The 21,637-nt window shown below is 38.9% G+C and carries 20 protein-coding genes; 18 read left to right on the top strand and 2 right to left on the bottom strand.

Annotated features, from left to right (window positions below; genetic code table 11):
- Positions 1-11 precede the first annotated feature (11 nt).
- The 11 genes from FQ087_RS11350 (at position 12) to fliT (FQ087_RS11300) (ending at position 10,393) form a co-directional block, all read left to right on the top strand.
- Positions 12-704, top strand: coding sequence for an SDR family NAD(P)-dependent oxidoreductase (locus tag FQ087_RS11350; RefSeq protein ID WP_188006704.1), 693 nt, complete (start codon positions 12-14; stop codon positions 702-704).
- Positions 701-1,417 (top strand): metallophosphoesterase family protein, encoded by a 717-nt coding sequence (locus tag FQ087_RS11345; protein WP_149580545.1) that lies wholly within the window; start codon positions 701-703, stop codon positions 1,415-1,417. The genes FQ087_RS11350 and FQ087_RS11345 overlap by 4 nt, the downstream gene beginning before the upstream one ends.
- 22 nt (positions 1,418-1,439) lie before the next feature.
- Complete coding sequence (locus FQ087_RS11340) at positions 1,440-2,381, top strand: ATP-grasp domain-containing protein (RefSeq protein ID WP_149580544.1); 942 nt, start codon at positions 1,440-1,442, stop codon at positions 2,379-2,381.
- Positions 2,382-2,439: 58 nt separating this feature from the next.
- Positions 2,440-3,351, top strand: a complete 912-nt coding sequence (locus FQ087_RS11335; protein ID WP_149580543.1) for a class I SAM-dependent methyltransferase — start codon at positions 2,440-2,442, stop codon at positions 3,349-3,351.
- A 35-nt stretch (positions 3,352-3,386) separates the two neighbouring features.
- On the top strand, positions 3,387-4,439 hold the full coding sequence (gene pseI / locus FQ087_RS11330) for a pseudaminic acid synthase (protein WP_149580542.1): 1,053 nt from the start codon (positions 3,387-3,389) through the stop codon (positions 4,437-4,439).
- The gene (gene pseC, locus FQ087_RS11325) at positions 4,436-5,581 is read left to right on the top strand and encodes a UDP-4-amino-4,6-dideoxy-N-acetyl-beta-L-altrosamine transaminase (protein WP_149580541.1); all 1,146 of its coding nucleotides are present in this window, start codon (positions 4,436-4,438) and stop codon (positions 5,579-5,581) included. Before pseI ends, pseC begins: the two co-directional genes overlap by 4 nt.
- Positions 5,582-5,708: 127 nt before the next feature.
- Complete coding sequence (gene fliB, locus FQ087_RS11320; RefSeq protein WP_149580540.1) at positions 5,709-6,929, top strand: flagellin lysine-N-methylase; 1,221 nt, start codon at positions 5,709-5,711, stop codon at positions 6,927-6,929.
- A gap of 851 nt (positions 6,930-7,780) precedes the next feature.
- Complete coding sequence (gene flaG, locus FQ087_RS11315) at positions 7,781-8,152, top strand: flagellar protein FlaG (RefSeq protein ID WP_149580539.1); 372 nt, start codon at positions 7,781-7,783, stop codon at positions 8,150-8,152.
- A gap of 19 nt (positions 8,153-8,171) precedes the next feature.
- Positions 8,172-9,608, top strand: a complete 1,437-nt coding sequence (fliD, locus tag FQ087_RS11310; RefSeq protein ID WP_149580538.1) for a flagellar filament capping protein FliD — start codon at positions 8,172-8,174, stop codon at positions 9,606-9,608.
- Between the two features lie 33 nt (positions 9,609-9,641).
- A complete protein-coding gene (gene fliS / locus FQ087_RS11305; protein ID WP_149580537.1) occupies positions 9,642-10,043 on the top strand; it encodes a flagellar export chaperone FliS in 402 nt (133 codons plus the stop codon).
- Positions 10,040-10,393, top strand: a complete 354-nt coding sequence (gene fliT, locus FQ087_RS11300; protein ID WP_149580536.1) for a flagellar protein FliT — start codon at positions 10,040-10,042, stop codon at positions 10,391-10,393. Before fliS (FQ087_RS11305) ends, fliT (FQ087_RS11300) begins: the two co-directional genes overlap by 4 nt.
- A gap of 142 nt (positions 10,394-10,535) precedes the next feature.
- Here fliT (FQ087_RS11300) and FQ087_RS11295 read toward each other — a convergent pair whose 3' ends face one another.
- On the bottom strand, positions 10,536-11,501 hold the full coding sequence (locus FQ087_RS11295; protein ID WP_149580535.1) for a S8 family peptidase: 966 nt from the start codon (positions 11,499-11,501) through the stop codon (positions 10,536-10,538).
- Between the two features lie 1,843 nt (positions 11,502-13,344).
- Here FQ087_RS11295 and FQ087_RS11290 point away from each other — a divergent pair.
- On the top strand, positions 13,345-15,144 hold the full coding sequence (locus FQ087_RS11290; protein WP_149580534.1) for a DNA/RNA non-specific endonuclease: 1,800 nt from the start codon (positions 13,345-13,347) through the stop codon (positions 15,142-15,144).
- 257 nt (positions 15,145-15,401) lie between these two features.
- Here the strand turns inward: FQ087_RS11290 and FQ087_RS11285 are convergent, their stop codons facing one another.
- Complete coding sequence (locus tag FQ087_RS11285) at positions 15,402-17,399, bottom strand: methyl-accepting chemotaxis protein (protein ID WP_149580533.1); 1,998 nt, start codon at positions 17,397-17,399, stop codon at positions 15,402-15,404.
- A gap of 246 nt (positions 17,400-17,645) precedes the next feature.
- Between FQ087_RS11285 and flaG (FQ087_RS11280) the strand changes: the two genes are divergently transcribed.
- The 6 genes from flaG (FQ087_RS11280) to FQ087_RS22740 all read left to right on the top strand — a co-directional run bounded on the left by flaG (FQ087_RS11280) (position 17,646) and on the right by FQ087_RS22740 (position 21,276).
- Complete coding sequence (flaG, locus tag FQ087_RS11280; RefSeq protein WP_255452237.1) at positions 17,646-18,002, top strand: flagellar protein FlaG; 357 nt, start codon at positions 17,646-17,648, stop codon at positions 18,000-18,002.
- Positions 18,003-18,231: 229 nt separating this feature from the next.
- Positions 18,232-18,357 (top strand): hypothetical protein, encoded by a 126-nt coding sequence (locus FQ087_RS23035; RefSeq protein WP_255452236.1) that lies wholly within the window; start codon positions 18,232-18,234, stop codon positions 18,355-18,357.
- 31 nt (positions 18,358-18,388) lie between these two features.
- The gene (gene fliS, locus FQ087_RS11275; RefSeq protein ID WP_149580532.1) at positions 18,389-18,790 is read left to right on the top strand and encodes a flagellar export chaperone FliS; all 402 of its coding nucleotides are present in this window, start codon (positions 18,389-18,391) and stop codon (positions 18,788-18,790) included.
- Entirely contained in the window at positions 18,787-19,143 is a 357-nt protein-coding gene (gene fliT, locus FQ087_RS11270; protein ID WP_149580531.1) for a flagellar protein FliT, read from the top strand. Before fliS (FQ087_RS11275) ends, fliT (FQ087_RS11270) begins: the two co-directional genes overlap by 4 nt.
- 345 nt (positions 19,144-19,488) lie before the next feature.
- Entirely contained in the window at positions 19,489-20,955 is a 1,467-nt protein-coding gene (locus tag FQ087_RS11265; RefSeq protein WP_149580530.1) for a methyl-accepting chemotaxis protein, read from the top strand.
- A gap of 120 nt (positions 20,956-21,075) precedes the next feature.
- Positions 21,076-21,276 (top strand): hypothetical protein, encoded by a 201-nt coding sequence (locus FQ087_RS22740; RefSeq protein WP_149580529.1) that lies wholly within the window; start codon positions 21,076-21,078, stop codon positions 21,274-21,276.
- The last annotated feature ends 361 nt before the right edge of the window (positions 21,277-21,637 follow it).

Below are 21,637 nucleotides of genomic sequence, written 5' to 3'. Positions count from 1 at the left end.
GAGTGTGTCATTTGAAACTATTTATTATTACCGGTATTTCTAGGGGGCTAGGTGAACAATTGGTTACCCAATTAACCCAACATAAACAAAGGATAATTGGTATTGGGAGAACATTTACCAGGGAGCAGAATATATTAGCCACATCGAACTCAAATTTATTAACATTGATAGGCTTTGATTTAGCAAACACCTTAAGTTTTAATGAATTAAAAATAGAGTTAGATTCAAAGATAAATGATAATGCGATTGAAGTTATTTTTGTTAACAATGCAGGTATCGTTAATCCAATTTCAAAGGTTGGCAATATAAAAGAAGATGCAGACGTGGAAAGACACATAAACGTGAACTATCTGATGCCTGTTTTATTGACGAACTACTTATTGAATAAACATCGAGGTCCTATGAAAATATTAAATATTTCTTCCGGTGCAGCGGAAGCATCTATCGAAGGTTGGAGTTTGTATTGTTCATCGAAAAAAGCAATCAAGACCTTTTTAGATGTAGTAAATAAAGAAAACATGCAATTGACGGTTGAGCATATAGACCCTGGAGTGATGAATACAAGAATGCAGAAAAATATACGTGAATGTTCTGTGGAAGATTTTCCAACATTAAATCACTTTAGAGGACTCAAAAATAATAATAAATTAATGTCTCCAGAAGATGTTGCTCGCAAAATTATTAAAGGATATTTAATTAAATGAGAATAGGAATTTTATCTGATATACATGGAAATATTGATGCATTGAATGCTGTTCTAAAGCATGCGGAAAAATTAAAGGTAGAAACTTTTTTCATTTTGGGGGACTTAGTAGGTTATTATCTTGATCCTGAAAAAGTTATTCAGAGAATACGAACTCTCTCAAATACCACAACAATACAAGGAAATCATGAACGTTTTTTAATACAAGTGCTGAATGGAACTAAGGATATACATGAATTAAATAATAAATATGGCGAAGGGCATCAACTTGCACTTCAAAAATTGAATGCAGGGGAGCTTGATTGGTTAGCGGAATTACCAATTGAAAAAAATATGATGTTTGATGGGCTTTCCATAAAATTATGCCATGGGGCACCAGGACACCCGGATATGTATTTATATCCGGATACAAAAAAAGAAATCATGATTGAATTATTCAATGAAGAACATGATTTTATTTTTGTTGGACATAGCCATTATCCATTCATAATTCCTCGAAATAACTGTGTTCTTATTAATGTAGGTTCAGTTGGTATGAGCAAAGATGTTGGTGGACTCGCTTCATGGGGGTTGTTAGATACATCTAACAGAACATTTATACCACATCGAACTCCTTACAATACTGATCGGCTAGCAAATGCAATTACTAACAGTGAAAATCTCAATTCTGATTATTTAGTTTCTTTGTTAACGAGAAACAGATATGACAAATAAAAATATTTAAGGAGGTAATTATATGATGATAAATTCTATTTTAGTAACCGGAGCTGCAGGAGATATTGGAATAGGAATGTCTAAAGTCCTGAAAGATATTCCATGGATAAAGGACATTTATGGAATGGATGTTAATGATCAGCTTCCTACAGAAGAATTCTATCAAGAATTTATTAAATCCCCAGCAGTAAATCACGCAGATTATCTAGTTTTTATGGAAGAGCTAATAATAAAATATAAGGTAGAACTAGTAATTCCAACATCAGAGCATGAGATTAGGTTTTTTAATAAAAAATCAATTAGATCTATAAAAGGTGTTCCGTTGTTGATGCCTAGTTTTAATATAATGAAGTTGGGATTTGATAAATTAAAAACAGCGCAATACTTAGAATGTAATGGTTTTCCATTTCCTTGGACGATGTTGGTTAGTGAAGGCGAGCCTTTAAAAATCCCTTGTATCGTTAAAAGTAGGGATAGTGCGGGAAGTAAAGATATGAGTATCCTTACGGAGGAGAATCTTGGGTATTATCAAAAATATAGGAAAGACTGGATCTACCAAGAATTGTTGTTGCCTAATGAAAAAGAATTTACTTCCGGCGTCTTTAAATCCAAAAAGGGTGAAATACAAACTATTTCCTTTAGGCGTACACTTCAAGGAGGAAGAACCGGATATGCTGAAGTGGTTAAAAATCCTATAATAGATAGCTTCCTTAAAGATCTTGCTAGTAATATAGACTTCGATGGAAGTGTTAATATCCAGTTTAGATTGACAGATAAAGGACCAGTTATTTTTGAAATTAATCCTAGATTTTCAAGTACACTAGTTTTTAGGCATAAACTAGGATTTAAAGATGTAGAGTGGGCTATATTAGATACGTTTGGAGAATTAAATGATTTAATTTTTGATGACTCTAGTATTATTAATAAAAAAATATTCCGTTCGGATGTAGAAATAATTTATTGAAATTTCTTCTAATACATCAAAGAAGTCTACATATTTAAGGAATATAGGAGATGGTTATATGAGTGAAGATTGTAATTTACATAAAGGAAATTCAGTTTACAAAGGTGAAGATTTTTCGATTATCGAGTGTGAAATTTGTCTATTTAAGCATATAATACCATTGCCAGAACAAAATGAGTTGGATCAATTATATAAAGCAGATTACTATGAAAAAGTAAAACCAGAATATATAAAGAACGTTAAAGAGGATGCTGAATGGCTTGCTAATGTGTATAAAGAAAGGGTAAAAGTTATTGATAGTTACTTTGAAATAGGAGAAACGTTAACTGCTTTGGACATTGGTTCTGGACCTGGTTATTTTCTGACAGCAGGGCAAGAATTGGGGTGGGATACGGTTGGTATTGAACCATCTGGACAGGCTTATTCCTATTCAAAGTCTTTGGGCTTGAATGTAATCAATGATTTTTTCGGATCTAAGCAAGCGAAGGACTTACCCAATTTTGATATAATTCATATGAATCATGTGCTAGAGCATATGCAATCCCCGGTAGAAATGATTCAATTAATTGCACAAAAATTAAAGAAAAACGGTATTCTATGTGTAGCAGTCCCAAATGATTTTAATGCATTTCAAGAGGTTTTATATGATAAATGCGATTTTGAGCCGTGGTGGATTAGCCCCACACTACATTTGAATTACTTTACATTTGATTCCCTTAAACAGTTATTAGAAGGCAATGGTTTTGACGTGAAGAAACGAACTACTAGTTTTCCCATGGAGTTATTTTTATTGATGGGAGATAATTATATAGACGATAATAAAATGGGAAGGCATTGCCACGAAAAAAGAAAGAATTTTGAAATGAGGTTATTTGAAAATAACTTAGAAGAGGTTAAAGAGAAGTTTTATGAAAGTCTAGCTATAAATGAACTTGGAAGAGATGTAATTTTATTTGCCCGTAAACGTTAAGTAATTATATACAAGAAAAGAGTGTGAAAAGTAAAATGACTATGGTTAAAGTTGGGGAATTATTGATTGGAATTAGTCAAAAGCCTTTTATTATCGCCGAAATGTCGGGTAACCACAATCAATCATTGGAGAGGGCATTAGAAATAGTTGAAGCAGCTGCGAGGGCTGGAGCTCACGCGCTTAAAATTCAAACCTATACGGCAGACACGATGACATTAAACATCAAAAATCCTGATTTTCAAATCAATGATGAGAATAGTTTATGGAATGGCCAAAATCTGTATCAGCTTTATCGACAAGCCTATACCCCGTGGGAATGGCATAAGCCGATTTTTGATCGGGCACGTGAGCTAGGGATGATTCCATTTAGTACTCCGTTCGATGAAACCGCTGTTGATTTTCTGGAAGAATTGGATGTCGCACTTTATAAGATTGCTTCTTTTGAAAACAATGATATTCCATTGATTAAAAAAGTTGCGGCAACGGGAAAACCAATGATCATTTCAACGGGAATGGCGACGGTTGCTGAACTTGATGAGACAGTTCGTGCTGCTCGCGAAGCGGGATGCAAGGACTTGATTTTATTGAAATGTACAAGTACATACCCCGCTACTGCCGGAAATACGAATATCTTAACCATTCCACATATGCGTAAATTATTTGATGTACAGGTTGGATTATCCGATCACACGATGGGGACTGGTGTTGCAGTTGCTAGTGTTGCACTTGGGGCTACAGTTATCGAAAAACATTTTACGCTATCACGTAAAGATGGTGGAGTAGATTCGGCATTTTCAATGGAGCCGGATGAGATGGCTACTCTTGTAGTGGAAACAGAACGGGCATGGCAGGCAGTGGGGAATGTTACGTATGGTCCGACTGAGGTGGAACAAGCCTCACTGAAATTTAGAAGATCTATTTATGTAGCAAAGGATATTGAAGCTGGGGAAGCATTCACGAAAGATAATATTAAGGTAATTAGACCAGGATACGGGTTAGCTCCGAAGTATTATGAACAAGTGCTCGAAATGAAAGCGAATAAAGCACTAGTTGCAGGTACACCACTAAGTTGGGAGTTGTTACTGTGAAAAAACGTACCTCTTTTATATCTTACGGAAAACAGCAAATAGATGAAGACGACATTGCGGCCGTGGTAGAAACATTACGGTCGCCTTTTTTAACACAGGGACCGAAAGTGGAAGAGTTCGAACAGGTTGTTGCGAATTATGTAGGTGCGAAGTATGCAGTTGCGTTTTCAAATGGGACGACGGCTTTGCACGGGGCTTGCTATGCAGCGGGAATTGGGGATGGGGATGAAGTGATTACTACGCCAATTACGTTTGCAGCAACTTCGAATGCGGTACTATATTGTGGTGGCACTCCGATTTTTGCAGATATTGATGAACGTACATATAATATTGATCCGCTAGAAATTGAGAAGAAGATAACTTCTAAAACGAAAGCAATCATGCCTGTTGATTTTACTGGACAACCTGTTGATATAGATACAATTATGAACATTGCGGAGGTACATAACCTAGTCGTAATTCAAGATGGAGCACATTCATTAGGGGCTGATTATAAGAGGCGAAAAGTAGGTTCCCAGGCTCATATGACGATGTTTAGCTTTCATCCTGTAAAGCCGATTACGACAGGTGAAGGTGGTATTATTACCACTAACTCAGAAGAATATTTTGAGAAGTTGAAGCTCTTCCGTAGCCATGGCATTAGTAAAACACCTTATGCAGAAGAACAGGGTGACTGGTATTACGAAATGACAGAACTGGGTTACAACTACCGAATGAATGATATTCAAGCTGCTTTGGGATTATCTCAAATGCGGAAGATTGATGGGTTTATTCAAAGACGACGCGAAATAGCTGCTTTGTATAATGAGAAATTAGCGGAAGTGCCAGGAATCATTTTACCAAAACAATTGGCCGGGAATGATTCGGGCTGGCACTTGTATATGATTCAATTGAATAGTGAAGAGCTGATGAAATCACGCAAAGATGTTTTTGATGAAATGCGGGCACTCAATATCGGTGTTCATGTTCACTATATTCCTGTTTATTGGCATCCTTATTATCAGGGGCTTGGTTATGATAGGGGTCTTTGCCCGAGGGCGGAGAAGTGGTATGAGCAAGCGATGACTTTGCCGGTGTTTGCGGGGATGACGGATAAAGATGTCTTATTTATTGTAAGGGCTTTGGAAGATGTAGCTAGATAAAAGGTAGTCATGATATCAATGGTAGAGGGCTAACTTGTAAGATCCTTTTCATGTTTTAAATGAAGAGTCTGAGTTTGTGAAAATTAAAACTCGAGTCTATACAATAGATCTAGGGATGTGTGAGCTTATGAAAAAACAAACGAGGGAAATCATACTTCCTGAATATATGAAGCAGTTCCAATGTATCGGTTCGTCTTGCGAAGATACATGTTGTGCAGGCTGGGGAGTTATTGTTGATAAAGATACATTCAATAAATACAGAGGTACGAAACACCCTGAATTGAAACCACTCTTGAAAGAAAATGTGACACGCAATCGGTCGGGTGGTTCGGATGCTACCTATGCGAAAATAAAAATGGATGATGCAGAAAGCTGTACTCTTTTGGATGAAGATCGGTTATGTAAGATACAAAAAGAACTGGGTCCCGAGTTTTTATCGAATACATGTGCTGTATACCCGAGAAACTTGAATATAGTCGATGGGGTAGTCGAGAAAACGGCAACATTATCTTGTCCTGAAGTAGCGAGACTTGTCCTTTTGAATGACAGAGGTATTGACTTTGTTCAAGAAGTGGAACCAAGTGATACAAAAGGGTTTTTACAAAAGAACTCCATGTCGAAAGAACAGCAAGAATTATTCTGGGACCTGAGAATATTCACGATCAGAACGTTGCAAAATCGAACGATTTCGATTGAAAATCGATTGATTGTTTTAGGATTATTTCTTAAAAAATTCGATGAACTAGATTCGGGTAATAAAAGTGAAAAGTTGCTCTCACTTATACAGGAGTTTGACAGAAAAATAGATAATAAAATTTTCATAGAATCTATTAGTCAGCTACCTTCAAATATTTCATTTCAAATAAATTTGTGTAAAAGTCTGCTTAAATACCGAACGACAAGTCCAATATCTAGTAAACGGTATATAGAATGTTTTGATGAAATGGTTAAGGGGCTTGGCTTGAATGGTGAGCATGATGGCGCGGAAGTGATTCAGCACTATCAAAATGTATATGAAACGAATTATAAACCATTTTTCGAGGATCATGCGTACATATTAGAGAATTATTTAGTGAACTATGTGTTTATGAATCTATTCCCGTTCAATAAGAAAACGGTAACAGACAGCTTTGCAATGCTCATTATCAATTTTTCTATGATTAAGCTGCACTTGATTGGAATGGCAAAGTATCATGAGGGATTGTCTGTTGAACTAGTCATTAAGCTGGTTCAATCGTATTCGAAGACCATCGACCATAATGCAAACTATTTGGAGAATGTCGAAAACCTGATGAAAGAGCATGGTTATACGACGCTTGCGCATATGGTTGTGCTTGTGAGGAGTTAGTATGTTGAAGGCATTGCGATAGAATAAAATAAAAAAGAACTCAGTCCGTGTCCACTTTGGCTGAGTTTTTTTGTAAGTATAGAGGTTAACAGGCAAGTGACTGTCACTGATTTCCATTGACATGAATTTCGTACAGATTGTGTAAGTATCTTTTTCAATAGAGAATGGTGACAGGAACTCGGAGCTCTAGTAAGGTGAAATACCTTCGTCACTCTGGTGTCCAGTTACTGATATCATTCGCCAAGAGTGATTCCTTTGCATTTATTGTATGATTTCTGCAAAGGATGCAGAAACTATATAAACCAAACCCTTTGCTGTTCGGTTGACAGCAGCTGGCACATTCAATGGGGGTTAAAATACACCACCTGCACTAGGTTCAGTGGGGGGCACAAAAAAGCCACTCTAGGATAATCATATCCTAGAGTGGCTTTCCCCATTTAAACCTTAAACCGAATAACCGTCAGACCAAATACCTCACTCAACTTATCCAATGTTTGGGTTACATCCGTTACAGATTAAATCACGAAAAGTTGTTCGTATGTCAAAGCACTTATTTCTTCACAAGCTGCAGCTGTTTTTCGGGGAAAACCTGCCATATTTTGGGTGGTTGTGGCGATGTTGTCTTTGTGGACTACTACTTTTTGAATTTCTACGTAAACTGTGTCGAGGGACAATTGCATGTTTGTCATCGGTATTGATATTTCCTTGTAGAAGATCCGACTGTTATTCAAAATTGCATATAAAATCGCAGGGGAGAATCAATACGTTTTATTCCCAATTCACTCAACTTCCTTGTGGGCTTGCCGATATAAAACATAGTGAATGTTCTCAACTACAGGGAGGTTTGAGGAATGGTAAGTCGTATGGATGGGGGAACCGCGACGCATCAAGCTAGCGTTTCAGTTAAAAAAAAAGCGCCGGACAAGGAAGTTACGGTCGTGCAAGAGCAAGCGGTTGCGGAGAAAGTACAGCAACAAGCGGACAATGAACAACAACTACCAGCGGACAAAGCGAAGCAATTGACGGACAGCATGAACACATTTTTAGGAAGTGTCAATACACAATTACGATTCCAGTTTCATGACAAGCTTAACGAATACTATGTGACAATTGTGGATTCGACAACGGACGAAGTGATCCGAGAAATCCCGTCAAAAAAATTATTGGACATCCATGCAGCTATGCGTGAATTCGTCGGATTGCTTGTAGATAAAAAAATTTAAAGAGAAGGTGTGAAACATTATGAGAATTGGTGGAATGGCATCCGGAATGGATACCGAAACGATTATTAAGGATTTAATGAAGGCCAATCGTATACCGCTCGATAAAGTTACACAGAAAAAGCAATTCCTACAGTGGCAATTGGATGACTACCGCAGTATTAATCGTAATTTACAAGCAACAAGTTATAAAATAGCTGATACAGTGATGAGTGAAGGTGCATTCATGGCAAAGAATGTGAGCAACTCCAATCCGGATGCGGTTAGTATTAAGAGCATCAGCACGACATCGGATTTTTCGGGGACGATTTCGGTTGAGAAATTAGCTACGCAAGCGACTTGGCAGAGCACGGGGACGGAAGCGACTAAAGGTCTAGATGAGAGTGCGGAAATAAGCAAACTTATAAGTGGGACTTCTATTACCATAAATGTCCCTAATTCCAAGGGAGAATTGGATCCAAAAGAAGTAAAAACAGTAACTTTCGAACCGGGAGAAACAATAAAGTCCGCGCTTAATAAAATAAATAAAGAGACCGGTGTCAATGCATTCTATGATACACATAGCGGCCAAATTGCGATGACTGCAAAGAATAGTGGTAAAGGTGAGATTGCTGTTACTGGTCTTGTGGGTGACGGTCAGCCAGGTCAAAATGCCGAATTTACTTTCAACGGTCTTAAAACAGAACGCTCGTCAAATACATTCCAAATTAGTGGTTTTGAAGTTAACTTAAAACAAGTCACAACAGGTGATGTGACATTCAATTCAACCTCAGACACAGACAAAATTATGGACTCGGTCGTTCAATTTGTAGACGATTACAATAAAATGATTGAAGAATTGAATGGGAAAATTCGCGAATCGAAATACCGTGACTTCCACCCTCTTTCTGCTGAAGAAAAGAAAGATATGAAAGAAAATGAAATAAAACTATGGGAAGAGAAAGCGATGAGTGGGACGCTTCGCAGTGACCCGACAGTTTCGAGTATGCTGAACAAGATGCGAGATGCATTAAATGGTACAGTCGAAGGGACGAATGGTCCGATTCGCCTTAGTGATATTGGTATCACTACGTCCAACAATTACAAGGATAATGGGAAACTCATTATTGACAAGGACAAACTTCGGAAGTCGGTTGCCGAGGATCCAAATAAAGTTTCTGAGCTTTTCACAAAAACGGGTACAGGTGTGAATGAAACAGGTCTTGCAGAGCGTTTTAAAAAGGTCGTCGATGAAGGTCAAAAATCGATTTCAAAACTTGCTGGAAGTGCAGGTTCCGGGAATGATTCGTTTACACTTGGTAACACAATAAAGAGTATGGATGAGCAAATCGTTCGTTTTGAAGACCGGATGAAAAAAGTGGAAGATCGCTTGTGGAAAAACTTCACGGCAATGGAACAAGCCATTAACCGTGCAAATGCACAGTCGGCTGGTCTCATGAGTGCACTTGGTGGCGGTTGAGCGTAGTAGTGAGAGTAAAGGAGACAGATTTAAATGGCTATAAATAATCCTTATGCAAAGTACCAAAATAACACGGTCAATACATCGACGCCTGGTGAGCTGACGCTTATGCTGTACAATGGCTGTTTGAAGTTTATCGAGCAAGCGAAACGAGGACTAGCAGAAGGCGATATGGAAGAGAAGAACAAGTCTATTCAAAAAGCACAGGCCATTATTTCTGAGCTGATGCTGACGCTTGATACGTCTTATCCCGTTGCTAAAAATATGCTTGTCTTGTATGAGTTTGCGAACAGCAGACTGATTCACGGTAACATTAAAAACGATAGTGCATTGTTTGACGAAGCGTCGGCTATTATGATAGAGTTTCGCGATACGTGGAAGCAGGTTATCCAAATTAACCGGCAAAAACAGTACGCGAATGTGGATGAAATATGATTCGGCCGGCAATGACGGTTTGGCGTGATGTGACGGAAAAACTCGTTACGCTAGCGAATCAGGCAGATGAAGTATTACGAGACGAGACGATAACTGAAATCGAAGCACGTCTCGATGATCGAGATAAGCTGCAGTCGCTAATAGCCGCACCGTTCACTGCTGAAGAAGAAGCGTTCGGTAAGGAACTTGTTTTATTAGAAGAGGAAGTTCAGAAGAAATTAGACTTGTTTAGAAAACAAATTCGCCTAGATATCTCTGATACCCAATCAAAAAAAGGTAATATGAAAAACTACCTTAATCCCTATAGTAATGTAGCGCGTGATGGTACGTTTTACGATACGAAACAGTAAATAGACCTCGGTAGAGAATAGTTCAACTTCAACTTCAACTGCTACGTTAATCTGGTCAATAAAACGCGGTCCAGAATTCACTGGCCGCGTTTTGCTGATTATAGATTTATGAAAAAAATACTAATGCACCACTTTTATTAAATCACTGCGAACTCAAAACCAACACTCTACTTTCCTTCTCAAATATACCGCTCAAATGTTCAAGGACTGTCAAATAAACGAGACCATTACCTTCAAACTTTGGTGACAATCCTAGTGAAACGGTCCTTTTAATAAGCTGGGCATAGAGCTCTGGCTCTGTAAGTTCTCGACCGAAACTGTTGTTGACCAATCCTTTGATGAGGGCTAGTGCTCCTGAAACATGAGGTGCAGCCATTGAAGTGCCGCTTAATGTTGCAAATTGCCCGTTTAAATAGGTAGAGAGGATCTTTTCGCCCGGAGCAACCAAATCGATTTCATTATGAGAATTGGTAAAATCGGTAGGGTGACGCTTTTCATTTATCGCACCTACACTTATGACTTCGTTATAACGGCCTGGAAAGGCGAATTCGTCGGTTGAATCGTCGCCGTCACCTTCGTTTCCAGCCGCACAAACTACAAGGATATTGTTAGTGACCGCCTTTTTGATGGCTGCATGAAGTTCTGGCAAATCATTTGGACCGCCTAGTGACATGGAGATAATATCTGCTTTTTGTTCAATAGCATAATGGATACCTTTGATAATCCAGTCATATTGCCCTGAACCTCTTCTATTCAATACCTTTACGATTAGCAAACTAGCTTCAGGAGCTACTCCGACTACGCCTATACCGTTTTGTTGTGCGGCAATCGTGCCCGCAACGTGAGTACCATGTCCATTGTAATCAAGGAATATATCGGGATTGCTTCCATCATCGTCCGTGAAGTTCCGACCGCCTATAATCTGTTGTTGTAAATCGGGGTGGCTACTTTCGCATCCTGTATCGAGGACAGCAATCGTAACACCTTTTCCTTTTGTTACCCCCCAAATAGCGGGTGCTTGAATTAATGCCACACCTGGTGGAACTTCAGTGGTCTCCGTGACATGATCAACAACTTCGTATGGAATTACATGAGCAAAGTTCTCCATTTTATACCTCCTCATTGTATGAGTAGAAATCTACTTAAATAGAGATTTTACTAGCATTTAGTCACTGTTGCGGTTAATATCTTAAACTATTTGTTTCTATTAGTAGTTCTTGTTACATACTATGATTGAACGGAACCATCATAGTGATTCGTAGTAGGGACTATATGTGCAAGCTTAATCTATGATAAATAACTGAGTAAGAAGAATTCTAGAACTGGCAATTAAACTAGCAACAAAGTATTGCACTCCAGTCGACAATTCATCATATTATAAAAAAAGTGGCATAGAATTAAAAAGGACTGGGTGTTTGAGCACTCAGTCCTACAATGATAAACTGTAAGACAAAATCATAGTCGACTTTGGTCATCTTACAACGGTGTAACTGGTTGGATAGATAAAGCTTTTGGCCGAGAAGAAAGAAGTAATTGTCCACACGTCTGCCGATGGGGGGCGGTTACTTCTTTTGAGATAAGAAAAAGATAACTGACAACGACACTGACATAAAAGCAATCCATCCACCAGATAGCGAAATGAGTAAGGTCAGTATTTCGTATGTTGTCATTGGTATTCACCTCCTTTCAATTGGAAGCGCTCAACAATCCGTCATACATTTTCCGTAAACCAACGAAAATCATGATGTAGTCTATATAGGGCTATACAGTAGTATAAGGAGCCCTATTATTATGTATATGTGAAATCAATATGTATATGTCTAATTACGACAGAAAATTACTTGAATACAGGTTCTTTCTCTGTTGAGGTCCAAAGATTAATTTAGACTTCTCTCGAGTAAATTATACCATAATCTGACTATTCAGTCCAATCGATTATTTAATGAATTGAATAATCGATTCAGAAGCCTTATGTAAGACTAAACCCCTTTAGCGCTTAGTCACTAGAGTGGTTTAGAACCAAATAGAAATTTTTCGATTAGTAGTACAAGTTACATATGATAAGGGATTTTTAAGTAACGATTGAGTTCTGGTAAGCACTAAATGCACATGCTCTGAATACGAATTGAGTCATGTTAAATCTTTAATAAATAATTAAATATGAAGTTAGCTAGTTCAACAAGTGTGACTAAGAGTGAGTTATTGCACTTCTGTTGGGAATTCATCATATAATTTGTACATGACATACAATGAAAAAGACTAATTATTTGAACAATCAGACCTAAAGTGGTATATTAAAGGACGTAATACTGGTCAATATTGCACATCTTGCGACTATGTAAATAGTTGGATAGAAAAGCGATTGGCCGAGAAGGAAGAAGTAATTGTCCACACGTCTGCCGATGGGGGGGGCGGTTGCTTCTTTCTTGATAAGAAAAAAATTACTGGCAAAGACACCTATATTAAAGTAGTCAATTCACCAGATAGTGAATTTGATTAGTATTTCGTATGTCGCATTGATATTCATCTTCTTTCGTTTGGAAGACCAGTTTTTATACACTATAAAATAAAGATACAGCTCCTATAAGAAGGGGAAATAAAAATCGTTGCGGACACAAATATGTCTACAACGATTTTTTATATTTCTTTACCCTTTAATCGATAACAGTGCTTGTCCATCAGAAGGACCAGATAAAAGGTAATGAAAACGGGTCTCGAATGACTAAAGTTATAAACGGATGATTATTTGTCTTAAATACTATTAAAAAATCCTTAGAAAGTAACTTTGAAATAAATATCATAAATGTTAGAATAGTAAAAACTATTAGAATTCTAGTGAATTGAACTTATAGATATATGTATAAGGTGAGCGTAGACATTCCAAAAGTATAGTTGAAGGAAATCCTTAGTTAACTTATATTACTCGATTTTATAATTTAAGGAGGATAACCATGTCTAGTAAACGGCTTGAAAAGACTTTGAATTTTAATATGGATCTGGAAGATTTGCAACGACAACAAGCATTAAAGCGTTACATTGCTCGTTCTAGTGAACGTGAAAGAATCGCTAGTGAACTACAAACTAAAAATCCTTTAGAAGTAGATACGCCTGAACGAGTCGCATTTCGCAAAGCGATGATTGATCCACGTGATGGACTTGCAATAGAACGTATTATTGGCCAAGATGATCTACTCCCTATTTCTTATCTTGCAGCAGGTTTACAAGCAGCCAGTCCAGTCTGTAGAATCGAGATCCGCGATCGTATAGGCAGAGTTCTTGGACATGCTACAGGTTTTCTTGTCTCACCTTCATTATTGCTTACAAATAATCATGTTTTGGAAAACTACAATACCGCTCAGGCCAGTGTAGCGCAATTCAATTATGAAATTGATCTAAACCTAAGTGAATGTCCGATTAAAAGCTTTCGTTTTACACCGGAGCGTTTCTTTATAACAGATCAAAAGCTTGATTTCACATTAGTCGCAATAGAGGAAGTTTCTTCTGAAGGCACAAAATTAAGCGATTTTGGGTTCTTGCCTCTCATGCCGCAAACGGGTAAAGGCTTGGTTGGTGAATGTGTATCAATTATTCAACATCCTTCGGGCGCACCCAAAGCTTTAGCAATCAGAGAGAATCATATTATGGATGTATTTGACGATTACATTCACTACTCAACTGATACCATGCCAGGATCCTCCGGTTCACCTGTATATAATGATGAATGGATTGTAATTTCCCTCCACCATGCAGGCGTTCCAGATCCAAAGAACCGGACTGAATTTATTGCCAATGAAGGGATTCGTATAAGTAGTATTATCAAGTTTGTCATGAAGCAATGCACCAACTTGAGTGATGATCAAAAACTGTTAATGAAGGACATTATGAAGGGATGGGAAGTCTCGGGTCTTAGCCATGAAGAGGTGCTAGTCGAGAAGTTAAGTGATTCATGGTATGAAGGTTCAATCGGCTATGACACTCAATTTCTAGGTAGTGATTATGAAGTTCCTCATCCGATGTTCCGATCTGATCTTGAACAGGACATTGCTCAGTTAAAGGATGGGAGCAATGTGCTCAATTACACGCATTTTTCAATTGTCATGAGCAAGTCACGCCGTTTAGCCTATTATACGGTGGTGAATATTGACGGCAATCAATTGATGAAGATAGGTCGTAATGACAAATGGTATCTCGATTCTCGCATTGAAACAGAGTACCAGTGCGGACCTGAATTATATAAAAATAATTCACTTGATCGGGGACATCTTGTCCGTCGGCGTGATCCTGTTTGGGGAGATTTAGCAAAAAAAGCAAATGAGGATACGTTTCATTTTACAAATTGTGCACCACAGGAAAGTAAGTTGAATCAAAAAAACTGGCTGGATTTGGAGAATTATATTTTAGACAATGCCGAAAACTTAAATCTTAAAGTGACTGTGTTTACGGGACCCGTTTTTCGGATGGATGACATTATTTATAGAGGAGTTCAGATACCGGCAGAGTTTTGGAAAATAGCTGTCATAGTTAAGAAAGACGGGAATTTATCTGCAACTGCTTATTTACAGACTCAAAAAAATCTTATTGAGGATTTGGAATTTGCTTATGGTGAGTATAAAACGTATCAAGTACCAATTTCAAAAATTGAAGCGATTACAGGTCTTGATTTTGTAGATTTACGTAATTACGATCCACTCAATAAGTTAGAATCGGCTATAGGATATGTCATTGAAACATCTGGGGATATAAAACTCTGAGGTTTGAGCATTAAAAATTTAGTTATTGTTTTTTTATCGGTAGCGACACACTGTAACTGGGTTAAATATAATGCCTATGAATCTTCACAGGCCACCGGGCATGTCGGCTACTAATGAAGACTGTATCAGGTTTGGCTTACATCATATTTAGGCTTAAATCGGTATAGGAAAAAAAAACAACATTAAATAGTAGCCTATAAAAAAATAAACCGCTGGTGAGTCGCAAATTGATTGCGACTCACCAGCGGTTTTTCATCTTAAACCTTAAATCGATTAACTGCCAAACTCAATTCCTCACTCAACTCCGTCAGCGTCTCCGCTGCATCTGTCACTGATTGAATCGCACGAAGTTGTTCGTCTGTTGAAGCACTTACTTCTTCACAGGCTGCGGCTGTTTCTTGTGAAGTTGCTGCCATCGTTTGGATTGTTTCAGCGACGTCGTCATTATGCGTCGCGACTTTCTGGATTTCTACGTACACCGCGTCGATTGAGTCTTGCATATCAGACATCAATGTCGAAATTTCTCCGAAAGTGATTTCCGTGTCTGTTACGACAGTACCCTGGCGTTGGAAGTTCTCGCGTGTCTCGTTCATTTGTTCAGAAACCAGTCTAGATTCTGTTTGCAGTTCTTGGACGGTGACTTTTACTTCTTCTGTTGAACGAGCAGATTGTTCTGCAAGTTTCCGTACTTCATCCGCAACGACTGCGAAACCTTTACCGTGTTCGCCTGCACGTGCTGCTTCGATACTTGCGTTCAAGGCAAGTAGATTCGTTTGTGATGAAATCTGGGTGATTGTTTCCATGACTCCACCGATTGCATTCACTTTACCTTCAAGTGTACCGATAACTTCGGACATGGACTGTAAATTCGTTTCCCAGTCGTTGAAGGACAGTTTCAGCTGTTGCATTTGGCCTTGGCCATTCGTATTCATTTCACCGGCTTTGGTTGCGATATCTGACATAACGCCGGCCTTGGTTGTGATTTCGTTAATTTGCTCGCCAAGTAGATACGCTTTTTCAGTAACGATTTCAGCATCTTCCGCAGATTTGGAAGCACCATGTGCAATTTCAGTTACTGCGTGCGCAACTTCTTCACTTGATGCATTCGTTTCTTCGGCAACTGCGCTCAAACTTTCGGAGCTTGCCCGGACGTTCGATGCAGAGCCATTGACGACTGTGATAATGGCATTCATATTGTCGATCATTGTATTGAAATTATCGCCAAGTTCACCGATTTCGTCTTTCGTTTTGACGTCGGAGCGTACGGTCAAATCACCTTCTGACACGGAATCCATTAGTAAGTTTAGCTGTCCTAGTGGTTTGATGGTCCGACTGATGATGAAATAGAGTGCTGCGAAGATGACTAGCAAGGTGACGAGTGCGACAACAATCATTGAGTTGCGTAAGTCATTTGCTGCGGTATTGATGTTTTTTTCATTATAGACAGAGGCAACTTTCCAACCGAATTTCGGTATTGTGGAATAGACGTTTATATAGTTTGTGCCACCGTAGCCATAATGGACATCACCTTGTTTGTTACCATCTTTGTACATTTCTGCTATGAAATCCTGATCCATATAGTTCTCGCCTTGACTTTCGGGGTGGGCGAGAACTATACCTTCTGCATCGAGTAGGATTGGATATCCTTCATACCCGACTTTACTTGATGAGATTTTATCTGCTAATGCACCAAGTTGAATATCGAGGCTCATTACCCCAATTAATTTCCCGTTTAATTGCACAGCTTTTGAGGCTGCGATGACTAATTCACCTGAAGCCGAGTCGTTGTAAGGGCTCGACCATTGAACAACGTCTGGATGCTCAACAGCATTTTTGTACCATTCTCGAGTTGTCGGATCAAAATCGTCTCCGAGGTCTGCATTAGGCATGATTATTATTTCTTTAGTTGGAAGTGTCAAATAGACGGATGTGGCATCTTCATAGAAGTTGAGGAAGTTCCCGAATTCAGTTTCAAGTGCTGTGATCGGATTGGTTGTTGTAGAGTCTTCGTCAGAAAGTTTAAATCCTGTCACTGTAGGAGATGTAGAGAGTTGTGCAATGCCTTTCTCGTACTGACCAAGAAAGTTCTCAATTGCAAAACTCATTTCATTGGTGAGTGCACCACTTGATTCGATGATACTTTTTTCGGTATTATTTTTCACTATCGAATTGCTAATGAAGGTCATACTGGATACGCCGATGAGAAATAGCACCATTACCGTCATGATGATTTTTGTTTTAATTGATCTAAACATGTATTTACTACACCTTCTCTTTCAGTTAAGTGGATTACTATATATGCTTCGGCGTCTAATTCGGTTTGTTTAGGTTGTTATTAAAATAGAGAAAAGTAAGTTATTGCATTGATAGGATTTCAATTGAACGAATAAACATGAATGAAGGGAATTCAATACTTTTTATTCCCAATTTGCTCAACTTCCTAATCTGTTTGCCGATATAAATCATAATGAATGTTGTTAAGTACTAGGGAGGTTTGGGGAATGGTAAGTCGTATGGATGGGGGAACCGCGACGCATCAAGCAAGCGTATCAGGGGGAAAAGCAGCACCTGTAGTGCAAGTGCAAGCAGTTGTAGAAAAAGTACAGCCGCAAGCTGAGCAAGAGCAACAATTACCGGTGGATAAAGCGAAGCAAATGACGGACAGCATGAACACATTTTTGGAAAGTGCGAGCACACAATTGCGTTTCAAGTTTCATGAAAAGCTCAATGAATACTATGTAACTATTGTGGATTCGAAAACTGACGAAGTCATCCGAGAAATACCATCTAAAAAATTGATGGATATCCATGCGGCAATGCGTGAATTTGTCGGTTTACTCGTAGATCGAAAAATATGATCATAAGGTATGTAGGGGTATGCGAACTGGTGAATGGCATCCGGAATGGATACAGACCAGCTAATTAGTGATTTGGGATGCCGTTCAATTTGTGGTCGACTATAACAATATGATAGAAGAATTGAATGCAAGATTCGTGAGCCCTCTATACTGTGATGTTCAAGCGCTTTTTGCTGAGCATAAGAAAGATATGAAGGAAAATGAAATATAGCTATGAGAAGAAAAAGCGGTGAGTATAACGCTTCGCAACAATCCAACGATTTCGAGTATGTTGACGAAGATGCGTGGTGCATTGAGTGGCCAGGTTGAGGGATCTGATGGTAAGCAGTTGCAAAGAAAACTTGGCAGTTCGTAAAAATAGTAAGTAGTACAAAAGGAGATATAAAATGGCTATAAACAATCCATATGCAACGTATCAGAACAACTCGATTAATACGTCGACACCTGGTGAACTGACACTTTTGCTATACAATGGCTGTTTGAAATTCATTCAGCAAGGGAAAAGAGCATTGAAAGAAAATAATATTGAAGAAAAGAACAAGTCGATTCAAAAAGCGCAGGCTATCATTTCAGAACTGATGCTAACCCTCGACAAGTCCTACCCCGTCGCTGCAAACATGCTTGTGTTATATGAGTTTGCAAATAGCCGGTTGGTAGACGGCAATATAAAAAACGATAGCACTCTTTTTGATGAAGCATCTGCCATCATTACGGAGTTTCGCGATACTTGGAAGCAGGTTATTCAAATCAATCGGCAGAAACAGTATGCGGATGTGGATGAAATATGATTCGGCCCGCAATGACTGTTTGGCGTGATGTCACGATGAAGTTGTTGGCATTGACGGCGAAACATACTTCAGAAGAGCAACGCGATAAAACGATTTTGAGTATCGAAGGCCTTCTAGATGATCGTGATAAGCTGCAACCGCATATTGCTGCGCCGTTTACGGCTGAAGAGAAAGCGTTCGGCAAGGAACTCGTTACCATGGAAGCCGATGTTCAGAAGAAATTAGACTTGTTTAGAAAACGAATTCGCCTAGATATCTCGGATACTCAATCGAAAAAAGGTAATATGAAAAACTATCTTAATCCCTATAGTAATGTGGCGCGTGATGGTACGTTTTACGATACGAAGCAATAAATAGAACTTGGTAGAGCGCTTTTGTCTACCGAGTTTTTCTATTTTGAACTGAGTACAGCAGCAATTGAACAGTTGAATGCACGCTGACAGAACTTACTGAAGAACAACAACAAATTTCAGTGTATATCAATGAAACATAGAAGGAAGCAGTTCAAATTAAGAATTGACATATGATCGTGAAAAAGTCGGAAAGCATGAAATTTGCTTTCCGACTTTTTCAGTTATCCATAACAAGGTAAATTAGTTATTTAAGCTCATGTGAATGGCTATTCATTAATGATACATTTTACATACTGATATTTTTGTATATTGAAAAAACAATTGATTTTCAAGGAGGCGTTATTAATGACTATTAATCAATTAAAGCGACAAGATTGGCTTCGGAAAAACCAAATTATGATTATTGGATTTGCACTTGCTGCGGGACTCGGCTTAATTGCCCAACTTATTCAGCGGTCGCCAATGGCTATTCTTTTGTCTGTTGCAATTCCTTTTGTATTCGCTATTCTTTTCTATTTTCTTAGTACTAAAATTGAAATGCTATCACGGATTTTGCCATACTTATTGCTCGTTTTAAATTTTGCTATTGCGATGGGGGTAATCTTTTTCTCGGAAGCGAATCTTGGGACGATTGGCATTATTGTTCTCCTTTTAATTCTTGGTTCAATTCATGGGAAGATGCGGATTATGGTATTTGGTTTTGTGTTGAGTCTGATTGCGATTATGATAAATAATTTAATGTTTACGGCTCCGGAACTTGTAGGGGAGAGCGGGAAGAATCTTGTCATTCTTTTTTTCTTGTCAGGCATCATCTTATTCCTTCTTGTTCGTCAAAATGGGCGGGTATTCACGCATATTGAAAAACTTGTTGAGCTAACAGAGACAAAGGTACGTGAGGAGGAAGCCCTTGCTGCGCGTCTTGACGTAGCGGTTGGAAAGATTACAACGAATCTTGCATACCTTCGTTCAAACACGGAGATATCTGGGGTGTCGCAACGAGAAATGCTCGCTGCTGTCAATGAAGTGAGTGTAGGCAGTCAACATCAAGCAGATCATATTTCGGACATTGCGGAAAATGCAGAACGAACTCACGAGTCTGTCCAAATCATTTCAGAAGGGTTGGGCGTTGTTGTCATTCAGGCGAATGAAGCGGGTCGCAAAGCAGAAGATGGAACCGTGAAAATAGCTAGCTTGAAGGAAAGCATCGATTCATTCTCCGGGTTCTTTACTGATCTGAATGAAGCCTTTAGCATGTTATCGGGCAAGATCGAGGAGACGAATGTGTTTGCGAGTTCGATTAAAGCGATAACAGAACAGACAAATCTACTTGCACTGAATGCTTCAATTGAAGCGGCGCGTGCAGGTGAACACGGAAAAGGATTTGCGGTAGTCGCAGAAGAAATTCGTAAATTAGCTGGTCTCACAAAAGAGACGTTAACTAAAATTGACATCAACTTAATAGAGTTGAATAGTACTAATGAAATAGCGGTTAAAAAGCTTGGAGATGGGTTGCAGCAAGTCGTGATGCAAAGAGCATTAGCGGACGATTCAAGTGGGTCATTTAGGGATTTGTTTGAAACGATGACGAAATTGCAGCAAGAATTATCAACGTTCATCCAAGACTTCGTCAAGATTACGGTAGACAGTGCATTAATTCAAGAGCGCACGATGGATTTTGCTGCGGTTGTTGAACAGAGTACCGCGGCCGTTGAAGAGTTGAATGCTACGCTGACTGATTTGACAGAAGAACAGCAACAAATCGCTACATATATCCATGAAACGCATGAGGAAGCCGTTCGGATTAGAAGTTGAAGCAATTTTGCCCCGTTTTTTGGGAGCATAGGAATTTATAAAATTATTGGCCTGTGGATAATCTTTGGAAGGTGACACTCAGCGCATAGACTTATGGTGCGGAGGTTGTGAGCTATTTATATGATCGGTCGTGCGTTATTTATGATAAGTTGGCGAATGTATATGCTCGGTTGCGCGGATTATATGATTGGATGGCGAGAGAATATGCTCGGTCGTGCAGATTATATGATCGGTTGGCGAATGTATATGCTCGGTCGCGCGGATTATATGCTCGGTTGGCGAGTGAATATGCCCGGTCGTGCGGATTATATGATTGGTTAGCGAGTGAATATGCTCGGTCGTGCGGATTATATGATTGGTTAGCGAGAGAATATGCTCGGTCGTGCGGATTATATGATCGGTTGGCGAATGTATATGCTCGGTCGCGCGGATTATATGATCGGTTCGCGAGTGAATATGCTCGGTCGTGCGAATTATATGATCTGTTAGCGAATGTATATGCTCGGTCGCGCGGATTATATGCTCGGTTGGCGAGTGAATATGCCCGGTCGTGTGGATAATATGATCGGTAGTCGAATGAATATGCCCGGTCGCGCGGATATATGTTCGGTCGCGAGCTGTATATGATTAGTAGCCAAATTTATATGCTCAATCGTGCAAAAAAATACGGTGGATTTAGGTT

Origin of the sequence: Sporosarcina sp. ANT_H38 (assembly GCF_008369195.1) — a bacterium.
Taxonomy (GTDB): domain Bacteria; phylum Bacillota; class Bacilli; order Bacillales_A; family Planococcaceae; genus Sporosarcina.
The sequence above is the reverse complement of the archived record's forward strand: the minus strand, read 5'-3'. Positions and strand labels throughout refer to the sequence as shown.